A 20,743-nucleotide genomic window follows, 5' to 3' on the forward strand; every position below is an offset into this window, starting at 1 on the left:
ATGGACTTCGCGGACTGGTTCCTCACCGAGGACGAACGCGACAACCCGGCCACCCGGCTGGGCGCCTGGACCACGGGCAACCTGGTGCGTCCCCTCATCCACGGGGCGACCTACTTCGCCGACTTAAGGGCGTGCCTGGACAGCGTGCGGGCGCACGACCTGGTGCTGTTCGCCGACTGGCGCGGCGACCCCGACGAGCGGCTCGCCGACGGCGGGCCGCAGATCTCCGACGCGCTGTCGGGTGCGGCCGCCAGGGGAGCTCTGGTCAACGGGCTGATCTGGCGCTCGCACCTGGACGCGCTGCGCTTCAGCGCCGAGGAGAACCGGCACCTGGGCGAGAAGCTGGAGGCGGCCGGCGGCCAGGCCGTGCTCGACACCCGGGTACGGCCCGGCGGCGCGCACCACCAGAAGTTCGTCGTCATCCGGCGACACGACGACCCTGACCACGATGTGGCGTTCCTCGGCGGCGTCGACCTGTGCCACAGCCGCCGCGACGACGCCGCCCACCACGGCGATCCGCAGGCCGCGCCCATGCCGGACGTGTACGGCGACAGCCCGCCGTGGCACGACGTGCAGGTGGCGATCCACGGGCCGGCCGTCGCGGAGGTGGAGACCGTGTTCCGCGAGCGGTGGGAGGACCCGGCCCCCGAGACGCGGCAGCCGTTCAGGCGGCTGCGCGACCATCTGGAGCGGATGGACGACGTGCCCGCGCTGCCGCCGCCAGGCCCGGCTCCCGGACCGGCGGGGACGCACGCGGTGCAGCTCCTGCGGACCTACCCGCACCGGCGCCGCCCGTACCCGTTCGCCCCGCGCGGCGAGCGGAGCGTCGCCCGCGCCTACCAGAAGGTCCTGCGCAGGGCCCGCTCGCTCGTGTACCTGGAGGACCAGTACCTGTGGTCCACCGAGGTGATCGAGCCGTTCGCCGAGGCGCTGGAGCGCGAGGAAGAGCTCCGCATGGTCATCGTGGTGCCGCGCCATCCCGACCAGGACGGCTGGCTGGCCGGCCCGGCCAGCCTCATCGGCCGCAGCGAGGCGCTGCGCCGGCTGAAGCAGGCGGGCGGCGACCGGGTCGCGGTGTACGACCTGGAGAACCACGCGGGCACCCCGGTCTACGTCCACGCCAAGGTCTGCGTGGTGGACGACGTGTGGGCGACGGTCGGGTCCGACAACGTCAACCTGCGGTCGTGGACGTACGACTCGGAGCTGAGCTGCGCGGTCGTGGACGAGGAGCTCGACCCGCGTCCGCCGGCCGGTGGCCGCAGGTTCGCCCGGGAGCTGCGGCTCACGCTGGCCGCCGAGCACCTGGACCGCGACCCGGACGACATGGACGACCTGTGCGACCCGGAGGCGGCCTTCGAGGCGTTGGCGCAGTCGGCGCGGCGCCTGGACGCCTGGCACCGGGGCGGGCGCCGGGGCCCGCGTCCGCCGGGCCGCCTGCGGCCGCACTCGGCGCCGGAGCTGGGGCGGGTGCGCAAGCTGCTGGCCATGCCGCTGTACCGGGTCGCGGTCGACCCGGACGGCCGTCCCTCGGACATGCGCCGCTCCCGCCGCTTCTGACGGCTGTTCGTACGCCCGCCCGCCCGTCAGGCGGGACGGGCGGACGCGGCGCTGTCCAGGACGGCCTGGAGCTGCGCCGGCTCGGACGTGCCTCCGGCGGCGAGGACGACGCCGTGGCGGTCCGTGACGACCGCGTACGGCGGCCACGGGATGTCGTTGCGCTCGTACACGTCCGGGTCCACCACCCGGGGCAGCCCGTCCAACCCGTCGGCCCCGTCCTTGGGCGCCGCGGTGACCAGGACGACCTCCATCCGGGCGGCCATGGCCACGAAGTGGGGGAGCATCGTGGTGCACAGCCCGCACCCGGGCGAGACCAGCGCGTACAGGACCCGGTCCGAGGCCCGCTCCGGCGCCCCTTCCAGCGCGAACGGCGTACCGGGCCGCGGCCCGTGCTCGATCCGTCCGGTGGTGTGGGTACGACCGGACGTGTCGGTACGCACCCCGGACGAGCCGTGTCGTCCGGCACCGGGCAGCAGGATCGGGAGCACGAACGCCAGCCCGAGCAGCGCGGCGGCCACCGCGACCTGAGCCGGCGCGAACGGCGACGGCCCCGCCGCGACCGCCATGAGCGCCAGCGCCAGGAGCACCCCCGTCCGCACCATCGTCCCGGGCCCGACCAGGTCCCGGCCGCCGAAGCAGCCGCAGCCGACGCGCAGCCCGCGCCGCAGCACCGAGCCCATCGCCGCGAGGAACGCCGCGAACAGCAGCGCCGCGACCACGGCCCCCCACCGGCGCAGGCCCGGCGCCAGCAGCAGCGCCGCGGCCCCCACCTCGACGGCCAGCACGGTCACCGCCGCGGGCAGGGCCAGCGGGGCGGGCAGCACCCGGTAGCCGTCGATGGTCGCCGCGAACCCGCGCACGTCGCGGACCTTGCCGAGGGCCGCCCCCAGCAGCACCGCCGCCACCGCCAGGTACGCGGACGCGAGGACGATCACGGAACCCCCTGGTAGGCGGACGCCTGCAGCTCGTAGAGGTCGGCGTAGAGCCCGTCGCGTGCCATCAGCTCCTCGTGTGTGCCGTGCTCGGCCACGCGCCCGTGGTCGAGCACGTAGACCCGGTCGGCGTAGCGGACGCTGGCCAGCCGGTGGGTGATGAGCACGATCGTACGGCCGTCGGCGTGCTTCCTGATCCGCTCGAACAGGGCGTGCTCGGCCCGCGCGTCCAGCGCCGAGGTGGGCTCGTCGAAGATGACCAGCGCCGCGTCGCGGTAGAAGCCGCGCGCCACGGCGATGCGCTGCCACTGTCCGCCCGACAGGTCGTGCCCTCCGCGGAAGCGGCGGTCGAGCAGGGCGTCGTACCCGTCCGGCAGCGCGGACACCACCTCGTGCGCGCCCGACGCCTCCGCGGCGGCGGCCAGCCGGTGCTCGTCCACGGGCTCGCCCATGACGATGTTCTCCCGGACGGTGAGCGGCCAGCGCGTGTGGTCCTGGGCGATCACGGAGACGTGCCGGCGCAGCGCGTCGGCGTCGAGCGTGCCGAGGTCGGCGCCGTCCCAGCGGATCGCGCCCTGGTCCGGCCGGTAGAGCCCGGCCAGGAGCTTGGCCAGCGTGGTCTTGCCCGAGCCGTTCTCGCCGACGAGGGCGACGACCTCGCCGCGGTTCACGGTCACGCTGACGCCCGACAGCGCGGGGCGGCCGGCTCCCGGGTAGGTGAAGGTCACGTCGTCGGCGGTCAGCCGGCGGAACGGCGCGGGCGGGAGCGTGCCGTCCGTGCGGGCGACGCGGTCCTCGGCCAGCTCGCGGAAGGCCAGGTAGTCGCCGAAGTACAGGCCGGCCTCGTACAGCCGGTTCATGGCCTGGACCAGGCCCGTCAGCGAGCCCTGGCCGGTCCTGACGGCGAGCACCGCCGCCCCGGCCACCGCCAGCGGGACGATCCCGGCCGCGAGCAGCGCGCCGAGGGCCACGTACACGCCGGCCGTGGCGACCCCGGTCAGCAGGTCGCCGGCCGCCTTGGCGGCGGTGCGCCGGCGGGCCACGTCGAGCTGCACCTCCTGCTCCAGGTCCGCCACCTTGGCGTACTGGCCGAGCAGGAAGTCGCGCAGCCCGTAGGCCCGCACCTCGGCCGCGGGCAGCCGCTCGGCCATCAGGTCGGACAGCATGAACTTGCGCCGCCGCGCGGCGGAGAGCCGGTAGAACCCCTGGTAGCCGAGGCGGGCGGCGCGCACGGCCGCCCAGCCGGCGGGCACGGCCGTGACCAGCAGCAGCGGCATGAGGACCGGGTGCAGCAGGCCGAGCGCGGCGGCGGAGGCCAGCACGCCGACGGCGGCGGTGAGCACGGCGATGGCCGTCTCGACCACGGTCGCGCTGTCGGGCACGCCGCTGTCGCGGGCGCGCCGCATCCCGTTGTGGAAGTCGTGGTCGTCGAACGCGGTGAGGTCGACGCGGGTGGTCAGCTCGAACAGCCTGGTCTCCGCGAGCCGTTCGACCAGCGGCTTCAGCCGGGCCTGCGCCCAGCCCGCGGCCGTCAGCAGCGCGCCGCGCAGCCCGGCCGCGGCGGCGACGAGCAGCAGCGAGGGCAGCGCGGCCCGCACCCGCTCAGGGGTGGGCCCGGCGGCGAACAGGGAGGCGAGCACCTCGGAGGTCGCCACCAGGCCGAAGACCGTGAACACGCCGGCCGCGAGGCTGCCCGCCACGGCCACCGCCGTGTCCCGGCGGCTCGCCTGCCAGGCCAGCCGCAGAGCGGCGGCGACGAGCGAGGGGAGGCGGCGGGCGATGGTGCCGAGCGTCGTGGTCAGGAGATGCTCGTCGTGGCTCTCCCAGTAGGCGACCACCAGCCCGGACCTGTCGTCCGGGACGCCGGGCCCCCGCCTGCGCCACAGCCTCACGCGGGGAGGCCCTCTCGTGACAGCCGGCACGGCGGAGTTCCCCGAATCACGGAGTCAATCTAAGTGACCATCGAGGCACTGTAAAGGTCGAAGTAAATGCATTTTTGGCGATCCGAGTTACCTCTGGACATGCATCCGGATATATGCCCATAATGCGACCGTTTGTGCGTCGCCTTGGTGGTGAACACGATTCTCGGCGGCGCACAGGGCACGGGAAAAGGCGCTTACCAGCGTCATCCCGAGGCTCAGATCCCTACAGCGGCCGTCCATCGACGGCCAAGGAAGGAGCCCCCATGTCCGTGCTGGCCCTTGAGCCCCGCGACGCCGGCGTCCTCGAGTTCGAAGACCTCGTGGTCGACTTCGAAGGTGAGCTGGGCAAGCTGCTCCACGGCCCCCAGGCCTGCGTCAACACCTGCAAGCGCACGGTCTGCAGCAGCTTCCCCTGCTGCCCGTCCATCGTGTAGCTCCGTCCGGTAACCCGCTCACGGCCACGCGGGGACGCGTGGCCGTGCAAAGCGCTGTGGAAAGGCCATCGGCGCAGTTCCGGTGGCCTTTTCTTTCGTTGTCATAAGCGCTCCGCGATCGAAGGGTCACGATGGACGTCAATGTGCGCGACCGCCTTACCCGATTTGCCGATTCGTATGGTAGGGAAATCTACGAGGACGACACGTGGATCAGCGTTCACGACCCTGAGGCGGAGACCCCGGTCCAAGGCTGGAAGCTCCACGTCTCGGCACGTCCCGGAACCCTCGCCGACACCCTCGACCGGGCCCTGCCCGTCCTCGCCGCCGCCGGGTGCGCCTTCAAGGTGGCCCGCTCGGCGCACACGCTCATGGAGCTCAACTCGGGCGACCTCGACCCCGGCGCCGTGGGCAAGGCCATGACGGTCTACCCGGCGCAGAACGCGGTGGTGGAGATCGGCCACGCCCTCGCGAGCGCGCTCGCCGGGATGGCCGCGCCGCGCATCGTCAGTGACCGGCGGGTCCGCAGCGACGCGCCGGTCTACTACCGGTACGCGCCCTTCGCCCCGCAGTACCGCGTGGACGACAACGGGGACTTCGAGCTGGTGGTGGTCGGGCCGGACGGGGAGCGGCTGCCGGGGGCGGCGGGCCCGGAGTACTCCTGCCCGCCCTGGGCCACCGACCCGTTCCGGCCCGGCGACCCCTCACCCGCCCCGGCGTCCGCCTCTCCCGCCGGCGAGGCCGGCTCCGGCTCGTCCGCAGGCGAGGCCGGCTCCGGAGGCAAGCTGATCGGCGGGCGATACCGCGTGACCTCCGGCGTCGTGCGCGGCCCCCGGGGCAACGTCTACCGGGCCACCGACGCGGCCGGCCGGCCCGTCGTGGTCAAGGAGGCCCGCGCGTACGTCGGCGAGAACACCCAGGGCTGGGACCTGCGGATGTACCTGCGCAACGAGCTGCGTGTCCTCCAGGCGCTCAAGGGCGTGCCCGGCGTGCCCGAGCCGATCGACCACTTCCGCCACGGCGACGACGAGTTCCTGGTCATGACCGACGCGGGCAGCCGCGACCTCAACCGGTTCGTGGCCGAGAACGGCCTGTTCACCGACCGGCCCGCCGGGGCCGCGCCATCGGACCGCGACCTCGGCGCGCTGGCCGCGCGCCTGCTGGAGGTGCTGGACGCCGTGCACGCGCGCGGGGTGGTGGTCCGGGACCTGTCGCCCAAGAACGTCGTGCTGGGCGAGGACGGCCGCTGCACGCTCATCGACTTCGGCAACAGCCGGTACGACGGCCTCCAGCTCCCTGGCTGGAGCCGCGGCTACAGCGTGCCCGACCAGCACACCGACCGGGAGTCCGGGCCCGCCGACGACTACTTCTCGCTCGGCGCCACCCTGTTCTTCGCCACCACCGGCATGAACCCCGTCATGATCGACCCCGACCCGGTCCGCAACCTGGAGCGCACGCTGATGTGCCTCGCGCGGATGTCCCCCGGCACCCCAGGGGGCGTGCGCGGCCTGCTGCCGTCGCTGCTCAGCCTGGACCCGGAGGAGCGCACCGAGGCCGCGGCCGCGCTGAGGTCGGGCCCGGGCGGGGCGTCCGCGTCCCCCGCCCGGACGCGGCCCGTGCCGCCGAGGCTGACCGGAGACCTGCTGGCGAGCGTCCTCGACCACACGACCCGCGAGTGCGTCGCCTTCGCCGAGCGCCTCATGGACGCCCCCGAGGACGCGCGCCGGGCGAGCCCGCCGGTCACCAACGTCTACGGCGGCTGCGCCGGCGTCGGCATGGAGCTGCTGCACCACCCCGAGGCCAAGGAGGTCGCCGCCGACCTGGCCCGCTGGACGGCCCGCGTCATGCCGCCGGCCGTGCTCCCGCCGTCCCTGTACTTCGGCCGTACCGGGACAGCGCTGTTCCTGACCGCCGCCCGGCTGACCGCCGTGCCGGAGCTGGCCGTGCCCGAGCCGGTCACGCTCGACGGCCCCCAGCGCGCCGACCAGGCGCACGGCGTCGCCGGCATCGGAGCCGGCCACCTGGCGCTGGCCGCGATCGGCGACGATCCCCGGCATCTGGAGGTCGCGGCGGCGTGCGCCAGACGCCTGCTCGCGGGGGAGGTCACCGCGCCCGAGGAGGACGTGCCGCCGCCGCCCGGGTCGGGGGTGGCCGTGGACGCCGCGTTCGCCCACGGCGAGGCCGGCTGCGCGGACTTCCTGCTCTCCTACCACGAGGCCACCGGCGACCCGGCGGCCGGCGAGGCGGCCAGGGAGCGGTTCGCGGGCCTGGCCGTACGGGCCGAGGCCATGCTGGCCGAGCTGGCGGGGCCGGAGGCGCGGCCGATGGGCGCGTCCTGGTGCCAGGGCGTGTCGGGCATCGCGAGCGCGCTGGCGCACGCCGCGACGGCGTACGGCGACGACGGCTACCTGGCGCTGGCCGAACGCGGCGCGCTGGCCGGTCTGACGGTCGCCCCCCAGGCGTGGGTGGTCTCGCAGTGCTGCGGCCTGGCGGGCATGGGCGAGGCGCTGATCGACCTGGCCCTGGTCACGGGCGACGACCGCCACTGGCGCGGGGCGGAGGAGATCGCCGAGCTCATGCTGGTGCGCGCCGGGGGAGAGCCGGAGCGGCCGGTGTTCCCGGGCAACGACCTGGACAAGGCCGGGTACACCTGGGCCACGGGGACCGCCGGGGTGCTGTCGTTCCTGCGCCGGCTGGACCGCCGGTCGGGCACGCGCCTGTGGACGGCCGCCTGGCGCCTGCCCGGGTAGGGCCTGGCGGCTCTGCCCGGGTAGGGGTCCGGCGGTCTACGCCCTGGTCGCCTGGTACAGGCCGTTGACGGCCAAGGCGTAGCCGTACACGCCGAAGCCGACCACGATGCCGCGCGCGACCGGCGACAGGTACGAGTGGTGCCGGAACTCCTCGCGCCGGTGGACGTTCGAGATGTGCACCTCCACCACGGGCAGCTCGGCGCCCTCGATGGCGTCGTGCAGCGCGACCGAGGTGTGGGTGTAGGCGCCGGCGTTGAAGACCGCGCCGATGCACCGGCCCGCCTTGACCTCCGCGCCGAACTCCTGGATCCAGTCGACCAGCTGCCCCTCGTGGTTGGACTGCCGGAAGACGGTGTCGAGGCCGAGCTTGCCGGCCTCCTGCCGGCACAGCTCCTCCACGTCGGCGAGCGTGGCCGAGCCGTAGATCTCCGGCCGGCGGGTGCCGAGGAGATTGAGGTTGGGGCCGTTGAGAATCAGAACCGAGGTCACAGCGGGAGACTAACCCGAGGCGTGAACCGGCGGGGCGAGGGGCGCGTACCTGGGAACGAGCCCGAACTCCCGAACCCCGCCGATCCCGAGGAGCGAGCATGCCTCAGAAGCGCGTCGTGGCCGCCCTGGCCGTGCTGGGGGTCCAGCTCGTCGCCGGATGCGCGGCCGCCTCCCAGGCGGCCCAGCCCGCGCCGCCCGCCACGACGGCCGGGGCGGCGACGCAGGACGGCCACGCGGAGGCCGACGTCTCGTTCTCGCAGGAGATGATCACGCACCACCGGCTGACGATCCGGCTGGCCGAGCTGGCACCGGACCGCGGCGACGCGGCGTACGTGCGCGACCTCGCCGCGAAGCTGGTCGCCGCCGAGCAGAAGGACATCACGCAGATGACGTCGTGGCTGCGCTCGTGGAAGGCTGAGGTGCCCGACGAGAGCCACGCCGGTCATGACATGCCGGGCATGGAGTCAGGCACGAACATGGCCGGGATGGTGTCGGCCGAGGACCTGGCGGCGCTCAAGGAGCTGTCCGGGCCCGCGTTCGACCGGGCGTGGCTGAAGGCCCTGGCCGACCACCTGGACGCCGGCGTGAAGATGGCCGAGGTGGCGCAGGCCCTCGGCAAGCACGCGCCCACGGTCAAGCTCGCTCGCCGGCTCGTCGAGGAGCAGCGCGAGGAGGTCGCCGCCGTCAGGCAGCACCTCGCCTGACCCGGAAGGGCCGCGGGGGTGGCAGATCGTGCCGCCTGCTGGACTGAGCCGCAGGTCAGCGCCATGCCGGCCACGCGGCCGGCTCCCCTTGGAGGGGTGCCGGCCCGCGAGTTCGGCATCTCGCGCAACACTGGAGTGCTCATGGGAGTGCCTTTCCGCGGGGGATGCGCGGGACGGGAGGCGGGCGGAGGCACCCCATTCCTCCACCCGCCGTTCGCCGATCCCGTCAGCGGCCTCGATCATGCGCTACATTTCCCATGAAAGCAATAGGGATTATGTGGAATGGTCAAGGAGTCTTGATCTCGACACCAATGAAGGGCGAATCTTCATGAATCTCCCGGTCCGGACGCCTACCCTCGTGCCCATGCTGATCGAAGACGGGAACGCCCCGGCCGTGGAGGCGCTCCTCCCCGCCCCTGAGCACTCGGTTGCCGCGGTCGTGCCCGAGTCGCCCGGAGCCGGGCACTGGGTGGGCGCCCCCAGCGCGGTCGCCCACGACGGAGCGATCCACCTGGCGTACCGGTTGCGCCGGCCCATCGGGGAAGGGCGCGGCCACGCCGTCGTCGTGGCCCGCTCCACCGACGGCGAGCGGTTCGAGCCGATGCTGACGATCACGCGTGAGGAGATGGACGCCGAGTCCCTGGAGCGTCCCACGCTCGTCCGCCTGCCCGGCGGGCGCTGGCGCCTCTACCTGAGCTGCGCCACGTACGGGACCAAGCACTGGCGTGTCGAGGTCCTCGAAGCGGACGACCCCGGCTCCTTCGACCCGGCCACGCGCGCCACCGTCCTGCCCGGCGACCCCAAGACGGGCGTCAAGGACCCGGTCATCGTACGGCGGGACGGCACCTGGCACCTGTGGGCCTCCTCCCACCCGCTGGCCGACCCCGACGAGGCCGACCAGATGGTCACCGACTACGCGACCAGCGACGACGGCCTGTCCTGGACGTGGCAGGGCACGGCCCTGAGCGGCCGCCCCGGCAGCTGGGACTCGCGCGGCACCCGCGTGAGCGCCGTCCGCTTCACCCCGGCCGGCGTGCTGGCCTTCTACGACGGCCGGGCGAGCGCCGCCGAGAACTACGAGGAGCGCACCGGGATCGCGACCGGGACGGACCCGGCGGCGCTGACACCCCTGGGCGACGCCCCGGCCGCCTCCTCCCCGCACGGGGGCGGCGGGCTGCGCTACCTGGACGTGGTGGACCTGCCGGAGGGCGGGGTGCGCCTGTACTACGAGTACACCTGCGCCGACGGCAGCCACGAGCTGCGCACAGAGCTCCGCCCCGCCTGAGCCGCGACCGCGTTCGCGCCGGGCATGAGCCCCGCCCGCGTCTCGTCGTCGAGGCGTGGGCGGGGACGACGAGTGGGGTCAGCCCTGCTTCGGGCGGCCGTTGCGAGCCTGGCGCTGGCCCGGCGGGCGGGCGCCCACCAGGCCGCCGGAGCGCTCCCGTGGCTGCAGCCAGTCGCTGAAGTCCGCGCCCGTGACCCGTTGCAGCAGCTCGACGTCCTTGGCGAAGTACGGGATCAGCGCCCGCCGCTGCTCCCAGGTGAGCGGCCGGCGCGGTTTGCCGCGACGCTGGATCAGGTGCTCCAGGCGGCCGTTCAGCGCCTGCTCCAGCCCGTGCGGCAGGAAGCGCGCCGTGCGGGCCGCCGCCGCCAGCAGGCGGTGCCGTCCGTCCCGCTCGGGGTGGGCCGTGACGTTCTCGCGGGGCACCTCGGTGACCAGGCCCTGCTCGACCCCGAGGAAGCCGGAGATCCGGTCGAGGGTCTCGGCGGGCCGGTCGACGAGGTCGCGGTAACGGAAGACGAGGACCTGGTCGCGGGGGAAGAGGGTGTAGAGGTGCGCGAGCTGCTCGCCGTACCGGCCGAGGCCGACGTAGTGCCAGAAGTGCGCCCACCCGGCCGCGATCCGGCGGCGCTCGTCGGCGCAGGCGCGCACCACGTCGCCGACGGGTTCGAGCCCGGCCGACCACAGGTGCGTCCAGTTGGAGTGGGCCCGCTCGACGGGGTCGCGCAGGATGGCGATCAGCTTCGCGTGGGGGACGAGGGCATGGATGCGCCGCTGCGCGTCCAGGTCGTACAGGTAGAACGGGGTGGCCTCCCCGAGCAGGGCGCCGGGCGGCGCGCCGGCGAAGAGAGCTTCGTAGTCGGCCCTGCGCCAGACGTGCTCCCGGTAGGTGGGCGCGTCGCCGGGGCCGCCGCGGGTGGGGGGCGGTCCGTCGGTCAGGAAGAACTTCGGCTCCTTGACGTGCGGCAGGTGGAGTCCTGGGTGCTGCTGGAGCGCGGCGTGCAGGGCCGTGGTGCCGGCCTTGGGGGCGCCGATCACCAGGAAGTGGGGCAGCGGCATCGTCCTCGTCCTTCCTTCTCTCCATGCTCCTTCAATCCTTATTTTCCTACCAAATGTGTGGGATAATCTAGTCATGAGTCTGGACAGGACCCGCTCACCGAGCGCCCGCGCGGAATCCCCCCTGACCGCCGCGATCCTGGCCGGCCGGTGGATCAGGTCGGCGGCGGTGGACGACGCGCAGGGCCGGCACTGGCGGGCGAACCCCGACCCCCGCGGCCGGCCGGCGGCCACCCCCGAGGAGTCCTGGTCGTTGTACTCCGGCGGCGCGGGCATTGTGCTGTTCTTCCTGGAGCTGGCCGCCGCCACCGGTCACGAGGCGTACCTCGACGACGCCCGAGCCGGGGCCCGCCGCCTCGCCGCCACCTGGCGTGACCAGGGCGACCTCTCTCTCTACCATGGCCTGACCGGCGTCATGATCGCACTCATGGAGGCCGGTTGGGCTCTCGGCGACGCCGGTTTCGAGTCCGAGGCCAGGGCCATCGCCGACCTGATCGTCAGCAGGGGACGCACGGCCGACGGCGAGGTCGGCTGGTCGCCCGACCCGGCGCAGCGCGGCGACGGCGGCATCGTGCTCGGCCTGCTGAGGGCAGGGGCCCACCTGGGCGTGCCGGCCTACGAGGAGTTCGCCGTCGAGGCCGGTCTGCGCATCGCCCGGCTGCCCGTGCCGGGCCACCTGTTCGGCGACTGCGCCGACCTGCCGGTGGACGCGGTGACGCCGGGCTTCCTCGCCGGTACGGCCGGCACGGCGTTCCTGCTCGCCCGACTGTACGGCGTCAGCGGCGACGACCGCTTCCTGCGCGCGGCGCGCAGCGGGGCGGACTTCGTGCGCGAGGTCAGCATCGTGAGCGGCGACTCCGCGGTGGTGCCTCACCACGTGCCGCATGCCCGCGGGCTGCACTACCTGGGCTTCTGCTCCGGCTCGGCCGGGGTGGCGCGGATGTTCTACGAGCTGCACCAGGTGGCCGGCGACCCGGGCGACCTCGACTGGGTGGAGCGCCTGGCGCGGGGCATCACCAGCAGCGGCGTGCCGTACCGGCAGACCGAGGGCTACTGGAACGTGGCCTGCCAGTGCTGCGGCGCGGCCGGGCTGATCGAGCTGTTCGTCGGCCTGTGGGCGGCGACCGGGCGCGTGGCCCACCTGGACTTCGCCCGCACGCTGGCCGGCAACCTCATCGGCCGGGCCAGCGACCACGACGGCCACGGCTACCGGTGGTACCAGGCGTACCGGCGGCTGCGGCCGGAGGAGGTCAGCGCGGACACCGGTTACATGGTCGGCGCGGCCGGCATCGGCGCCGCGCTGCTCCACCTCGACGCCGCGGGCCAGGCCGCCCGGGCACGCCGCGTGATCCTGCTGCCCGACAACCCGTTCCCGGCCATCCCACTGCCGGCCACCGCCCTGGCCCCGCCCGACTGACCGCATCCTTTGCGAGGGCTGTTCGTCTGCCTATTCCCTACTGTTCCTACTCATTTTACATGTGAAGTGTCGAAGGCGGCGGAGCTGGAGATCCCGCTCGACTCGCTCGAAGCCGACGTCCAGGCCCAGTACGACCCGCGCGCCCAGGCCCCGGACGCCACGGGCATCCCCGTCCACCCGTACGACTTCCGGTACGAGGTGCGCCTGTCCTCGCCCGCGCCGGACGAGGAGCTGGCGCGGTTGCACGCCGAGGTGGAGCGGGTCTGCCCGATCCTCAACCTGATCAGGAACCCGGTGGCGATCAGCGGCTCCCTCACCCGGGTGGAGGCAGCCGCCTGACCGGGCCGGGACCCGACGGCCGGGAGGTGCGGGTGCGGCGGCGTCGGCGTGGCCCGCTGATCAGCGTGGGCGGCTGAGGGCCGCCTCGGCCAGATCCGTCCATATCTCGGCCGAGGAGTGGGGCACGACCACCCAGTCCTTCATCACCCTGCCCCGTCCCGAGGGGTCGAACAGGGACGCCCCGGCCAGCTGGAGCGCGGCTGTGTGTTCGGGGGTGTCCCTGACCAGCCGGAACACCATCGCGCCGTCGCGCTGCAGGCTCGCGAACACCTTCCCCGCCTGATCCTTGAGCGCGGGACTCCCCATCATCCTGGAGACCCGTACACCCAGGTCGGCCAGCTCGTCGCCGACCTGCTTGAAATCCTCTTCCGCGCTCATCGTCGTCGGTCCCCAACTCCATGGCGGCGTGGTCGGGGCTCTTCCCGTGTGACGCGATCGCCTCGCCCGCCTTCCGGCAGCACGGCGATCAGGCTAGTCGTCCTGCCGGTACCGATCAAGGCCGGACGCGGCGGCCGGCTGTTCGGCCCAGGAGCGGCGCCTGCCACCTGAGCGGCGGACACCGGCGACCAACCGGTCAGGAATGAAGAAGCGCCGGGCATGGAGCCCTCCGTAGCGTTGCCTCCATGGGCAGCAGCCCTGGAACACAAAGGAGACAAGGCATGAAGGCGCACGTCAGCTCGATCCTGCTCGCCGTCCGTGACATGGACCGGGCCAAGCGGTTCTACACGGAGGGGCTCGGTTGGAAGATCAAGAACGACTACGGCATCTCGGTGTTCTTCGAGTCGGACGGAGCCTCGCCCGTCGGCTTCTACGGCCGTGAGGGCCTGGCCGGCCAGGTGGGCACGAGCCCGGAGGGGAGTGGCTTCAGCGGGCTGGTCCTGACCTATGTCGTCCGGAGCGAGGCGCGGGTGGACGAGATCATCGCGGAGGCGGAGAAGGCCGGCGCGACGATCCTCAAGCCGGCCGGTGCCCTGCCGTGGGGCGGGTACGGCGGCTCCTTCGCGGACCCGGACGGCTACATCTGGAGTCTGGGCTACAGCGCCCAGGGGGCGGACCAGCCCTACGCGGAGTAGCCGCCGAGGAACCCGGCCCACCAGCGGTGGGCGCACCCCGCGCCGGCCTCCACGGGACCGGACCCGCCGAAGGCGGGGTCATGATGTTCGTCCTCGTCAGAGTGGGTCCGTCACACCTTGACCGGGGGGCATGTCGTAACGGGCACATCCGGATGTCACCGTCGTGGCACCCGGCGAGATTGAAAGGCTTCGGACGCGGGACAATGGTCGTGCCGGCATGGCCGCGCCGCGCATCGTCGTCGTGAGGATTCCCGTGATGTCTCCGCCCCCCGCAGGGTCGGCGTCCCCGTCGATCCGCTTGTTGCTGGTCGAGGATCACGACATGGTGGCCGAGGCGATCGGCCTGGCCCTGGGGCAGACGGACGGTGTGGAGGTCGTGGGGCGGTCCGCGTCGATCGCGGCGGCGGTGGCCGACACGGCGCGCTTCAAGCCGGACGTGGTGCTGCTGGACCGGCGGCTGCCGGACGGTGACGGGATCTCCGCGATCGGCCGGCTCATGGCCGCCGCCCCGGAGACGCGGGTGCTGATCCTGACGGGCGAGGCGTCCGCGTCGGCCGCCACCCGGGTGGCCGAGGCCGGCGGGGTGGGCCTGGTGCTGAAGTCGTCGGCGCTGCACGAGCTGGAGGCGGCGGTGCGGCAGGTGGCCGAGGGCGGGGTGGCGTTCGCGCCGGAGTTGCTGGCCGGCGTGCTCGACAGGCTCACCGGCAGGATCCGGCTCGCGGGGGCGGGGTTGACGGCGCGGGAGCGGGAGACGCTGCTCCTGCTGGCCGAGGGGGCGAGCACGGTACGGATCAGCGAGCGGCTCGGCGTGGCGCACAACACCGCCCGCAACCACATCCAGCGCGTCCTGGAGAAGCTGGGCGCGGGCTCGAAGCTGGAGGCGGTCGCGATCGCCCGCCGCGAGGGCCTCATCGACTGACGCAGATGCACTACTCCGGACGCGGCGACTGCACCAGACCAGATGGAGCCGGTGACTCTCGTGGCACCGGCGTGCACAGGAGAAACTGAGAGGATGGGCACTGAGGGTTCGGTGTATGCGGTTGAGCACCAGCTGACGGAGGAGCTCGACAGCATCACGCTGGCCCGTGACCTGACCCGGCTGGCGCTGGCCGAGAGCGGATACACCGGCCTGCACGACGACGCGCTCCTGGTCGTCTCCGAGCTGGTGACCAACGCGCTGGTGCACGGCGCCGGCGCGCCGGCGCTCCACCTGGTCGTCGGCCCCTCCCGGGTGCGCATCGAGGTCCGCGACTCCAGCCCCCTGCCGCCCGAGCCGCGCGAGCCTGGGCCGAAGAGTGGCTGGGGCCTCAACGTCATCGAGCGCCTGTCCATCCGCTGGGGGTCCTTTCCCCAGGGGAGCGGCAAGGTCGTCTGGTGCGAGCTGGCCGCCGTTCCCGCCCCCATCCGGGCCAACTGACATCTGGGCGTGCGAAGCTGCACTATGCCCGAGTCAAGCCCCGCCGAGGTCACCCAGGCCGACTACCGGCTGCTGGTGCAGAACGTCGTCGACTACGCGATCTTCATGCTGGACCCGCAGGGCCGGATCGTGAGCTGGAACGCGGGCGCGGAGCGGATCAAGGGATACCGGGCGCAAGAGATCATCGGGCGTCATTTCTCGGCGTTCTATCCGCCTGAGGACGTGGCGGCGGGCAAGCCGGCCCGTGAGCTGGAGATCGCCACGGCGGAGGGGCGGCTGGAGGACGAGGGCTGGCGGGTGCGGGCCGACGGCACGCGGTTCTGGGCGAACGTGGTGATCACGGCGTTGTACGACGACACCGGCGAGCTGCGCGGGTTCGGCAAGGTGACCCGCGACATGACCGAGCGGCGCACCGCCGAGCGGGCCCTGGACGAGCGCAGCAGGCTGCTGACCCACCTCGTCCACGCGCAGGAGATGGAGCGGCGCCGCATCGCCTGGGACGTGCACGACGACACGATCCAGTCGATGGTGGCCGTCGGGATGCGCCTGCAACTGCTCGCCGACCAGTTGGAGGGCGAGCACGCCGTGGGGGCCCTGCGGCTCAACGAGACCGTGTCGGCGGCCATCCGCCGGCTGCGCGACCTCACCTTCCGCCTCCGGCCGCCCGGCCTCGACCGGGACGGGCTGGTCGAAGGGCTGACCTCGTACCTGGACCAGGTGGTGACCGGCGCGGGGCTGACGTACACGTTGCGGCACGAGCTCGTCCGGGAGCCACCCGCCGAGACAGCGATCACGATATTTCGGATATGTCAGGAGGCGCTCACTAATGTCCGCAAGCACGCACAGGCGAAGGCGGTGACCGTGTCCCTGACCTCCAGCGGCCACGGCGTGCTGACGCGTGTGGCCGACGACGGCGTCGGGGTCAGTGACCCCGCCGGTCTCCTCGCCGTGCCCGACCACTTCGGCCTCATCGAGATGCGCGAGCGCGCCGAGATGGCGGGCGGCTGGTGGAGCATCCGCGGCCGGCCGGACGACGGCACGACGGTCGAGTTCTGGGTGCCCGCACTGGCCTCGGGCGGTGAGGACGGTCGCGTATGAGCGGGCGGACCGCTCGTACGCCGGCGGGCGCGCGGCTGACCGTGCTCATCGGCGACGACGAGCCCATGATCCGTGATGTGCTGCGTGAGGTGCTCCAGGCCGAGCCCGACCTCAGCGTCGTCGCGCTCGCCCAGGACGCCGAGGGGGCCATCGCCCTGGCCGAGCGCCACACGCCCCGCGTCGCCATCCTCGACGTGCGGATGCCCGGCGGCGGCGCCCACGCGGCCCGGGTGATCCGCGAACGCTGCCCGGGCACGCGCGTCATGGCGTTCTCCACCTACGGCGACTCCGGCGCCGTCGAGGAGATGCGCCGGGCGGGCGTCACCGAGTACCTCCTCAAGGGCCTGCCCAACATCGACATCGTGGCGGCCGTGCGCCGCGTCGCGGCCGGTTCGTAGGCGGGTCCCGTCAGTCCCCGGGCCGGCGCGACGGGAAGGTGAGCGGCTCGCCGCTCATCATGCGCTCGAACATCTGCCGCATCGAGTCGGCGTCGTTGAGGTGCGGGAACGGCTCCGCGGGCGCCTCGACGCCGAGGAAGTCGCACAGCGGCTCCCACCCCTCGCGCACGTCGAACACGAGCAGGCGCTTCGCGGGCACACCCGCTCTGACGGCGGCCACGTGCCGCTCGAACGCCTCGACGGCGTGCTCCTCGTCGGGTATGCCGTGCCCGAAGCTCCAGTCGGGACCGAAGTAGGGCCGCCCGATGGCCTCCAGGACCGGCCTCATCCGGCCCATGCCGGTGAGCATCGCGCGCACGGGCTCGGGCAGCTCCTCGAACGGCCGGCCGTCCATGGTCGCCGCGGCGGACCCGGGACCGGACAGGAGCATGTTGATGCTCGGATACCAGGAGCGCGGGTCGCGGACGGTGAGCACCACCTTGGCGTCGGGATAGACCTCGGCCAGCTCGCGCCAGTAGTGGCTGGCCGGCCAGTCCTGCGCCGACCGATAGCCTCCCGCGAACACCCGGTCCCACCCTTCCCGGTCGCGGACCTCGCCGGCCGTGACCGAGAGCCACCGGTCCACGTGGTCGGGATGGGTCATGACCTCGAACATGTGGTAGCACGGGCCGAAGCCGAGGCGCTCCAGCGCCGCCTTCATCGACGTCGTCCCGGTACGCGGCAGACCCGCGCCGATGACTTCGAGCATGTCCCTCTCCCTAACCGTGGTCGTCGACGTGACGACTTCACGCTAGGACGGCGCCCGCCAGAATTCAACGCCCGTAGATTTTCGGCCGACCTGAAACTTTCAACCACCGGGCACCCCGCGCCGACCCCGCCGAACAGGACAAACACCCGCGATCTCCCCGGCTACCGCATGGCCGGAACGGACGCGTTCCTACAGCTCAGAGCACCCACGTTGATACTTTGCCCCGGATCGCGCGCCCCCCGTCAGCACGCCTCCCGCGATCCCCCACCGGCTCATTCGGAACCCGAAAGGCCACCACCGTGAAGTTGCTCCCGCGCCCGCTCCGCGGACGTGCCGCCCTCGCGATCGGCACCGTCGCCGCGCTCACCCTCGGAGGAGTGGCGGTCACCCCGGCCGTCACCGCCGCGGCCGCCACCGGCTGCGCCGTCACCTACACGGCCAGCACCTGGCAGGGCGGCTTCAGCGCCAACATCTCCATCAAGAACCTCGGCGACCCCGTCAACGGCTGGACGCTCGGCTTCACCTTCCCGGACTCCGGCCAGAAGGTCGTCCAGGGCTGGTCGGCCACGTACGGCCAGAGCGGCGCCGCCGTCACCGCGCGCAGCCTGAGCTACAACGGCTCGCTCGCCACCGACGCCTCGACCACCATCGGCTTCAACGGGAGCTGGACGGGCGCCAACCCGGCGCCCACCTCGTTCACGCTCAACGGCGTGACCTGCACCGGCTCCACGACCCCGGGCCCGACCCCCTCCGACGGCACCCCCGTCGGCGTCAACGGGCAACTGCGCGTCTGCGGCGTCAACCTCTGCAACCAGTACGGCAAGCCCATCCAGTTGCGCGGGATGAGCACGCACGGCCTGCAGTGGTTCGCCAAGTGCTACAACACCGCCTCCCTCGACGCGCTCGCCGACGACTGGAAGGCCGACCTGCTCCGGATCTCCATGTACGTCCAGGAGGACGGCTACGAGACAGACCCGCCGGGCTTCACCGCCCGGGTCAACAACCTGGTCGACATGGCCGAGGCGCGCGGGATGTACGCCCTGATCGACTTCCACACGCTGACCCCCGGCGACCCCATGTACAACCTCGCCCGCGCCAAGACGTTCTTCGCCGCCGTCTCCACCCGCAACGCCGCGAAGAAGAACGTCATCTACGAGATCGCCAACGAGCCCAACGGCGTGAGTTGGTCGACCATCAAGAGCTACGCCGAGCAGGTCATCCCCGTCATCCGCGCCAACGACCCGGACGCCGTCGTCGTGGTCGGCACCCGCGGCTGGTCGTCGCTGGGCGTGTCGGAGGGCGGCAACGAGAGCGAGGTCGTCAACAACCCGGTCAACGCCGCCAACGTCATGTACACCTTCCACTTCTACGCCGCCGCCCACGGGGACAACTACCGGGCGGCGGTCAGCCGGGCGGCCGGCCGCATCCCGCTGTTCGTCACGGAGTTCGGCACGGTCACCTACACCGGCGGTGGCACGGTGGACCTCGCCAGCACCACGACCTGGCTGAACCTGCTGGACCAGTACAAGATCAGCTACGCCAACTGGACGTACTCCGACGCCGACGAGAGCAGCGCCGCCTTCAAGCCGGGCACCTGCTCCGGCAGCACGTACGCGGGGACGGCCGTCCTGACGCAGTCGGGCACGTACATGCGCGACCGCATCCGCACCCCGGACAACTTCCCGACCGGCTGACCCCGCTGTCGCGAACGGGCCCGCGGAGACTCGGCTACGCGCCGAGAGCGGTCTCCGGCGGGCCCGTGTGGCCGACGCGGCGGTACCACTCGTTGGCCAGCATCTGGGCGCGCGCCTGCTCGGGCAGGCCGGTCAGCAGGGTCATCGACGCGCCGCGTCCCACCTCCGAAGCGTGCGCGTGCATGGCCTCCCACTTGCGCTCGGCCCATCGCCCGACGTCGAGCCGCGTGGTGACCTGGTCGTCCGGGACACCGGGCAGCGTCTGGCCCGGCTCCGGGTCCGTCCCGAACACCGACCGCCAGTGCGACACCACGACGGAGCGCGGAACGGTCGACAGATAGAGGGCCCGGGGCCGCCACGGTTCGCCCGTGCCGGGGTGGAGCTGGTCGTACCCGGCCGCCTCCACCGCGGCCATGGTGACCCGGTGCGCGTGGACGTGGTCGGGATGCCCGTAGGAGCCGTACGCGTCGTAGGTGAGCACCACGTCCGGCCTGAACTGCCTGATGTGCCCGACCACCCGGCCCACCGCCTCGTCGAACGGCACGTCCAGGAACCGCGGGGCGCCGGGCGCCGACTCGGGCTTGTTCGCGTCGGCGTAGCCCAGCAGCCGCGGCTCGCCCGCGCCGAGGATGCCGAGCGAGCGCTCCAGCTCGCCGGCCCGCACAGTCCCCCCGGCCCAGGTGCACGTGACGACGGCCGTCCTGGCGCCCTCGTCGGCGTACCTGGCCAGCGTGCCGCCGGTCCAGATGGCCTCGTCGTCGGGATGGGCATGGACGCACAGCACTCCGAAGCCCGCCACGGCACCCTCCTTGATGATCACGGGCGGCCATCGTAGCGCCGGGACTCAGCGGAGGCGGGCGATCAGGGGAGCGTGGACCACTGGCAGGCGCGTTCGAGCGTGCCGTAGGGCGGGAACTGGTCGACGAGCTGGGTGATGACCAGCAGACGGGCCATGATGCCGTGCACGCCGATCAGGCGCAGCCCGCCGCCGCGGGCCTCGGCCTGGCGCTGGCAGTTGATGAGCTGCCAGAGCCCACTGGAGTCGCAGAAGCTCAGCCTCGCCGTGTCCACCACGATCCTGGGCCGCTCGGCGGACAGCGGCTCGGCGAGGGCATCGGCCAGCAGGTGCTGGGTGCTCAGGTCGAGCTCGCCCGTCAGGCGGACCACCGCGACATCGCCGTGCCGCTCCGTCTCGATCACAAGGCGTGTCATGTCGCCGCCTCTCCGTCGCTGCGTCGGTGCCGTCGCCACCGCGACGGGCACCAGCGGGGATGCTGTCCAGCGTATCCGCACGCCCGCGCCGCGCTCCACGTCTTGGCGTAACTGAGACGGTCGTCGCCCTGAAACCCCCGCATTTCGGTACGTTTGCCGATATATCGCTCGCCCCAACCACCCCCTCCGAGGCGATCCGGCCGGTGACCCGCAGGCTCGCCTGG

At 72.9% G+C, this 20,743-nt stretch carries 21 protein-coding genes; 13 read left to right on the top strand and 8 right to left on the bottom strand.

Annotated features, from left to right (window positions below):
• The gene (locus tag AB0H64_RS10545; protein ID WP_357622571.1) at positions 1–1,557 is read left to right on the top strand and encodes a phospholipase D-like domain-containing protein; all 1,557 of its coding nucleotides are present in this window, start codon (positions 1–3) and stop codon (positions 1,555–1,557) included.
• 26 nt (positions 1,558–1,583) lie between these two features.
• Here AB0H64_RS10545 and AB0H64_RS10550 read toward each other — a convergent pair whose 3' ends face one another.
• Together AB0H64_RS10550 and AB0H64_RS10555 are read right to left on the bottom strand one after the other, a co-directional pair.
• The gene (locus AB0H64_RS10550) at positions 1,584–2,492 is read right to left on the bottom strand and encodes a MauE/DoxX family redox-associated membrane protein (protein WP_357622573.1); all 909 of its coding nucleotides are present in this window, start codon (positions 2,490–2,492) and stop codon (positions 1,584–1,586) included.
• Positions 2,489–4,381: an ABC transporter ATP-binding protein gene (locus tag AB0H64_RS10555; protein ID WP_357622574.1), complete on the bottom strand. Its 1,893-nt coding sequence runs from the start codon at positions 4,379–4,381 to the stop codon at positions 2,489–2,491. The genes AB0H64_RS10550 and AB0H64_RS10555 overlap by 4 nt, the downstream gene beginning before the upstream one ends.
• Positions 4,382–4,680: 299 nt before the next feature.
• On the opposite strand from AB0H64_RS10555, the gene AB0H64_RS10560 reads away from it, so the two are divergent.
• Positions 4,681–4,845 carry a hypothetical protein gene (locus AB0H64_RS10560; RefSeq protein WP_357622576.1) on the top strand — a complete coding sequence of 55 codons (165 nt, stop codon included), beginning with the start codon at positions 4,681–4,683 and terminating at the stop codon, positions 4,843–4,845.
• Positions 4,846–4,988: 143 nt separating this feature from the next.
• Positions 4,989–7,592 carry a class IV lanthionine synthetase LanL gene (lanL, locus tag AB0H64_RS10565; RefSeq protein WP_357622578.1) on the top strand — a complete coding sequence of 868 codons (2,604 nt, stop codon included), beginning with the start codon at positions 4,989–4,991 and terminating at the stop codon, positions 7,590–7,592.
• Positions 7,593–7,628: 36 nt separating this feature from the next.
• On the opposite strand, the gene aroQ is transcribed toward lanL, so the two are convergent.
• Positions 7,629–8,081: a type II 3-dehydroquinate dehydratase gene (aroQ, locus tag AB0H64_RS10570; RefSeq protein ID WP_357622579.1), complete on the bottom strand. Its 453-nt coding sequence runs from the start codon at positions 8,079–8,081 to the stop codon at positions 7,629–7,631.
• A 98-nt stretch (positions 8,082–8,179) separates the two neighbouring features.
• Here aroQ and AB0H64_RS10575 point away from each other — a divergent pair, with 98 nt between their 5' ends.
• Together AB0H64_RS10575 and AB0H64_RS10580 are read left to right on the top strand one after the other, a co-directional pair.
• Positions 8,180–8,785, top strand: a complete 606-nt coding sequence (locus tag AB0H64_RS10575) for a DUF305 domain-containing protein (RefSeq protein WP_357622580.1) — start codon at positions 8,180–8,182, stop codon at positions 8,783–8,785.
• A gap of 364 nt (positions 8,786–9,149) precedes the next feature.
• On the top strand, positions 9,150–10,070 hold the full coding sequence (locus AB0H64_RS10580; RefSeq protein ID WP_357622582.1) for a hypothetical protein: 921 nt from the start codon (positions 9,150–9,152) through the stop codon (positions 10,068–10,070).
• A gap of 78 nt (positions 10,071–10,148) precedes the next feature.
• Here AB0H64_RS10580 and AB0H64_RS10585 read toward each other — a convergent pair whose 3' ends face one another.
• Positions 10,149–11,126, bottom strand: a complete 978-nt coding sequence (locus AB0H64_RS10585) for a sulfotransferase (RefSeq protein WP_357622583.1) — start codon at positions 11,124–11,126, stop codon at positions 10,149–10,151.
• A 73-nt stretch (positions 11,127–11,199) separates the two neighbouring features.
• Here AB0H64_RS10585 and AB0H64_RS10590 point away from each other — a divergent pair, with 73 nt between their 5' ends.
• Both AB0H64_RS10590 and AB0H64_RS10595 read left to right on the top strand, forming a co-directional pair.
• A complete protein-coding gene (locus tag AB0H64_RS10590) occupies positions 11,200–12,540 on the top strand; it encodes a lanthionine synthetase LanC family protein (RefSeq protein WP_357622585.1) in 1,341 nt (446 codons plus the stop codon).
• A 66-nt stretch (positions 12,541–12,606) separates the two neighbouring features.
• Positions 12,607–12,879, top strand: coding sequence for an OsmC family protein (locus AB0H64_RS10595; RefSeq protein ID WP_357622586.1), 273 nt, complete (start codon positions 12,607–12,609; stop codon positions 12,877–12,879).
• Positions 12,880–12,939: 60 nt separating this feature from the next.
• Here AB0H64_RS10595 and AB0H64_RS10600 read toward each other — a convergent pair whose 3' ends face one another.
• Positions 12,940–13,257 carry a hypothetical protein gene (locus AB0H64_RS10600; protein ID WP_357622588.1) on the bottom strand — a complete coding sequence of 106 codons (318 nt, stop codon included), beginning with the start codon at positions 13,255–13,257 and terminating at the stop codon, positions 12,940–12,942.
• Between the two features lie 281 nt (positions 13,258–13,538).
• Between AB0H64_RS10600 and AB0H64_RS10605 the strand changes: the two genes are divergently transcribed.
• The 5 genes from AB0H64_RS10605 (at position 13,539) to AB0H64_RS10625 (ending at position 16,865) form a co-directional block, all read left to right on the top strand.
• A complete protein-coding gene (locus AB0H64_RS10605; RefSeq protein ID WP_357622589.1) occupies positions 13,539–13,952 on the top strand; it encodes a VOC family protein in 414 nt (137 codons plus the stop codon).
• Positions 13,953–14,208: 256 nt separating this feature from the next.
• Positions 14,209–14,871: a response regulator transcription factor gene (locus tag AB0H64_RS10610; RefSeq protein ID WP_357622590.1), complete on the top strand. Its 663-nt coding sequence runs from the start codon at positions 14,209–14,211 to the stop codon at positions 14,869–14,871.
• Between the two features lie 111 nt (positions 14,872–14,982).
• Positions 14,983–15,369: an ATP-binding protein gene (locus AB0H64_RS10615; protein ID WP_357622591.1), complete on the top strand. Its 387-nt coding sequence runs from the start codon at positions 14,983–14,985 to the stop codon at positions 15,367–15,369.
• 24 nt (positions 15,370–15,393) lie between these two features.
• The gene (locus tag AB0H64_RS10620; protein ID WP_357622592.1) at positions 15,394–16,467 is read left to right on the top strand and encodes a PAS domain-containing sensor histidine kinase; all 1,074 of its coding nucleotides are present in this window, start codon (positions 15,394–15,396) and stop codon (positions 16,465–16,467) included.
• Complete coding sequence (locus AB0H64_RS10625) at positions 16,464–16,865, top strand: response regulator transcription factor (protein WP_357622594.1); 402 nt, start codon at positions 16,464–16,466, stop codon at positions 16,863–16,865. The genes AB0H64_RS10620 and AB0H64_RS10625 overlap by 4 nt, the downstream gene beginning before the upstream one ends.
• A 10-nt stretch (positions 16,866–16,875) precedes the next feature.
• Here AB0H64_RS10625 and AB0H64_RS10630 read toward each other — a convergent pair whose 3' ends face one another.
• Positions 16,876–17,613: a sulfotransferase family protein gene (locus AB0H64_RS10630; RefSeq protein WP_357622595.1), complete on the bottom strand. Its 738-nt coding sequence runs from the start codon at positions 17,611–17,613 to the stop codon at positions 16,876–16,878.
• Positions 17,614–17,912: 299 nt separating this feature from the next.
• Here AB0H64_RS10630 and AB0H64_RS10635 point away from each other — a divergent pair, with 299 nt between their 5' ends.
• Positions 17,913–19,307, top strand: coding sequence for a cellulase family glycosylhydrolase (locus AB0H64_RS10635; RefSeq protein ID WP_357622597.1), 1,395 nt, complete (start codon positions 17,913–17,915; stop codon positions 19,305–19,307).
• Between the two features lie 34 nt (positions 19,308–19,341).
• On the opposite strand, the gene AB0H64_RS10640 is transcribed toward AB0H64_RS10635, so the two are convergent.
• Both AB0H64_RS10640 and AB0H64_RS10645 read right to left on the bottom strand, forming a co-directional pair.
• Positions 19,342–20,127: a PIG-L family deacetylase gene (locus tag AB0H64_RS10640; RefSeq protein WP_357622599.1), complete on the bottom strand. Its 786-nt coding sequence runs from the start codon at positions 20,125–20,127 to the stop codon at positions 19,342–19,344.
• A gap of 41 nt (positions 20,128–20,168) precedes the next feature.
• Positions 20,169–20,519 carry an STAS domain-containing protein gene (locus AB0H64_RS10645; RefSeq protein ID WP_357622601.1) on the bottom strand — a complete coding sequence of 117 codons (351 nt, stop codon included), beginning with the start codon at positions 20,517–20,519 and terminating at the stop codon, positions 20,169–20,171.
• Positions 20,520–20,743 lie beyond the last annotated feature (224 nt).

Source organism: Nonomuraea sp. NPDC050733, assembly GCF_040654215.1.
Taxonomy (GTDB): Bacteria; Actinomycetota; Actinomycetes; order Streptosporangiales; family Streptosporangiaceae; genus Nonomuraea.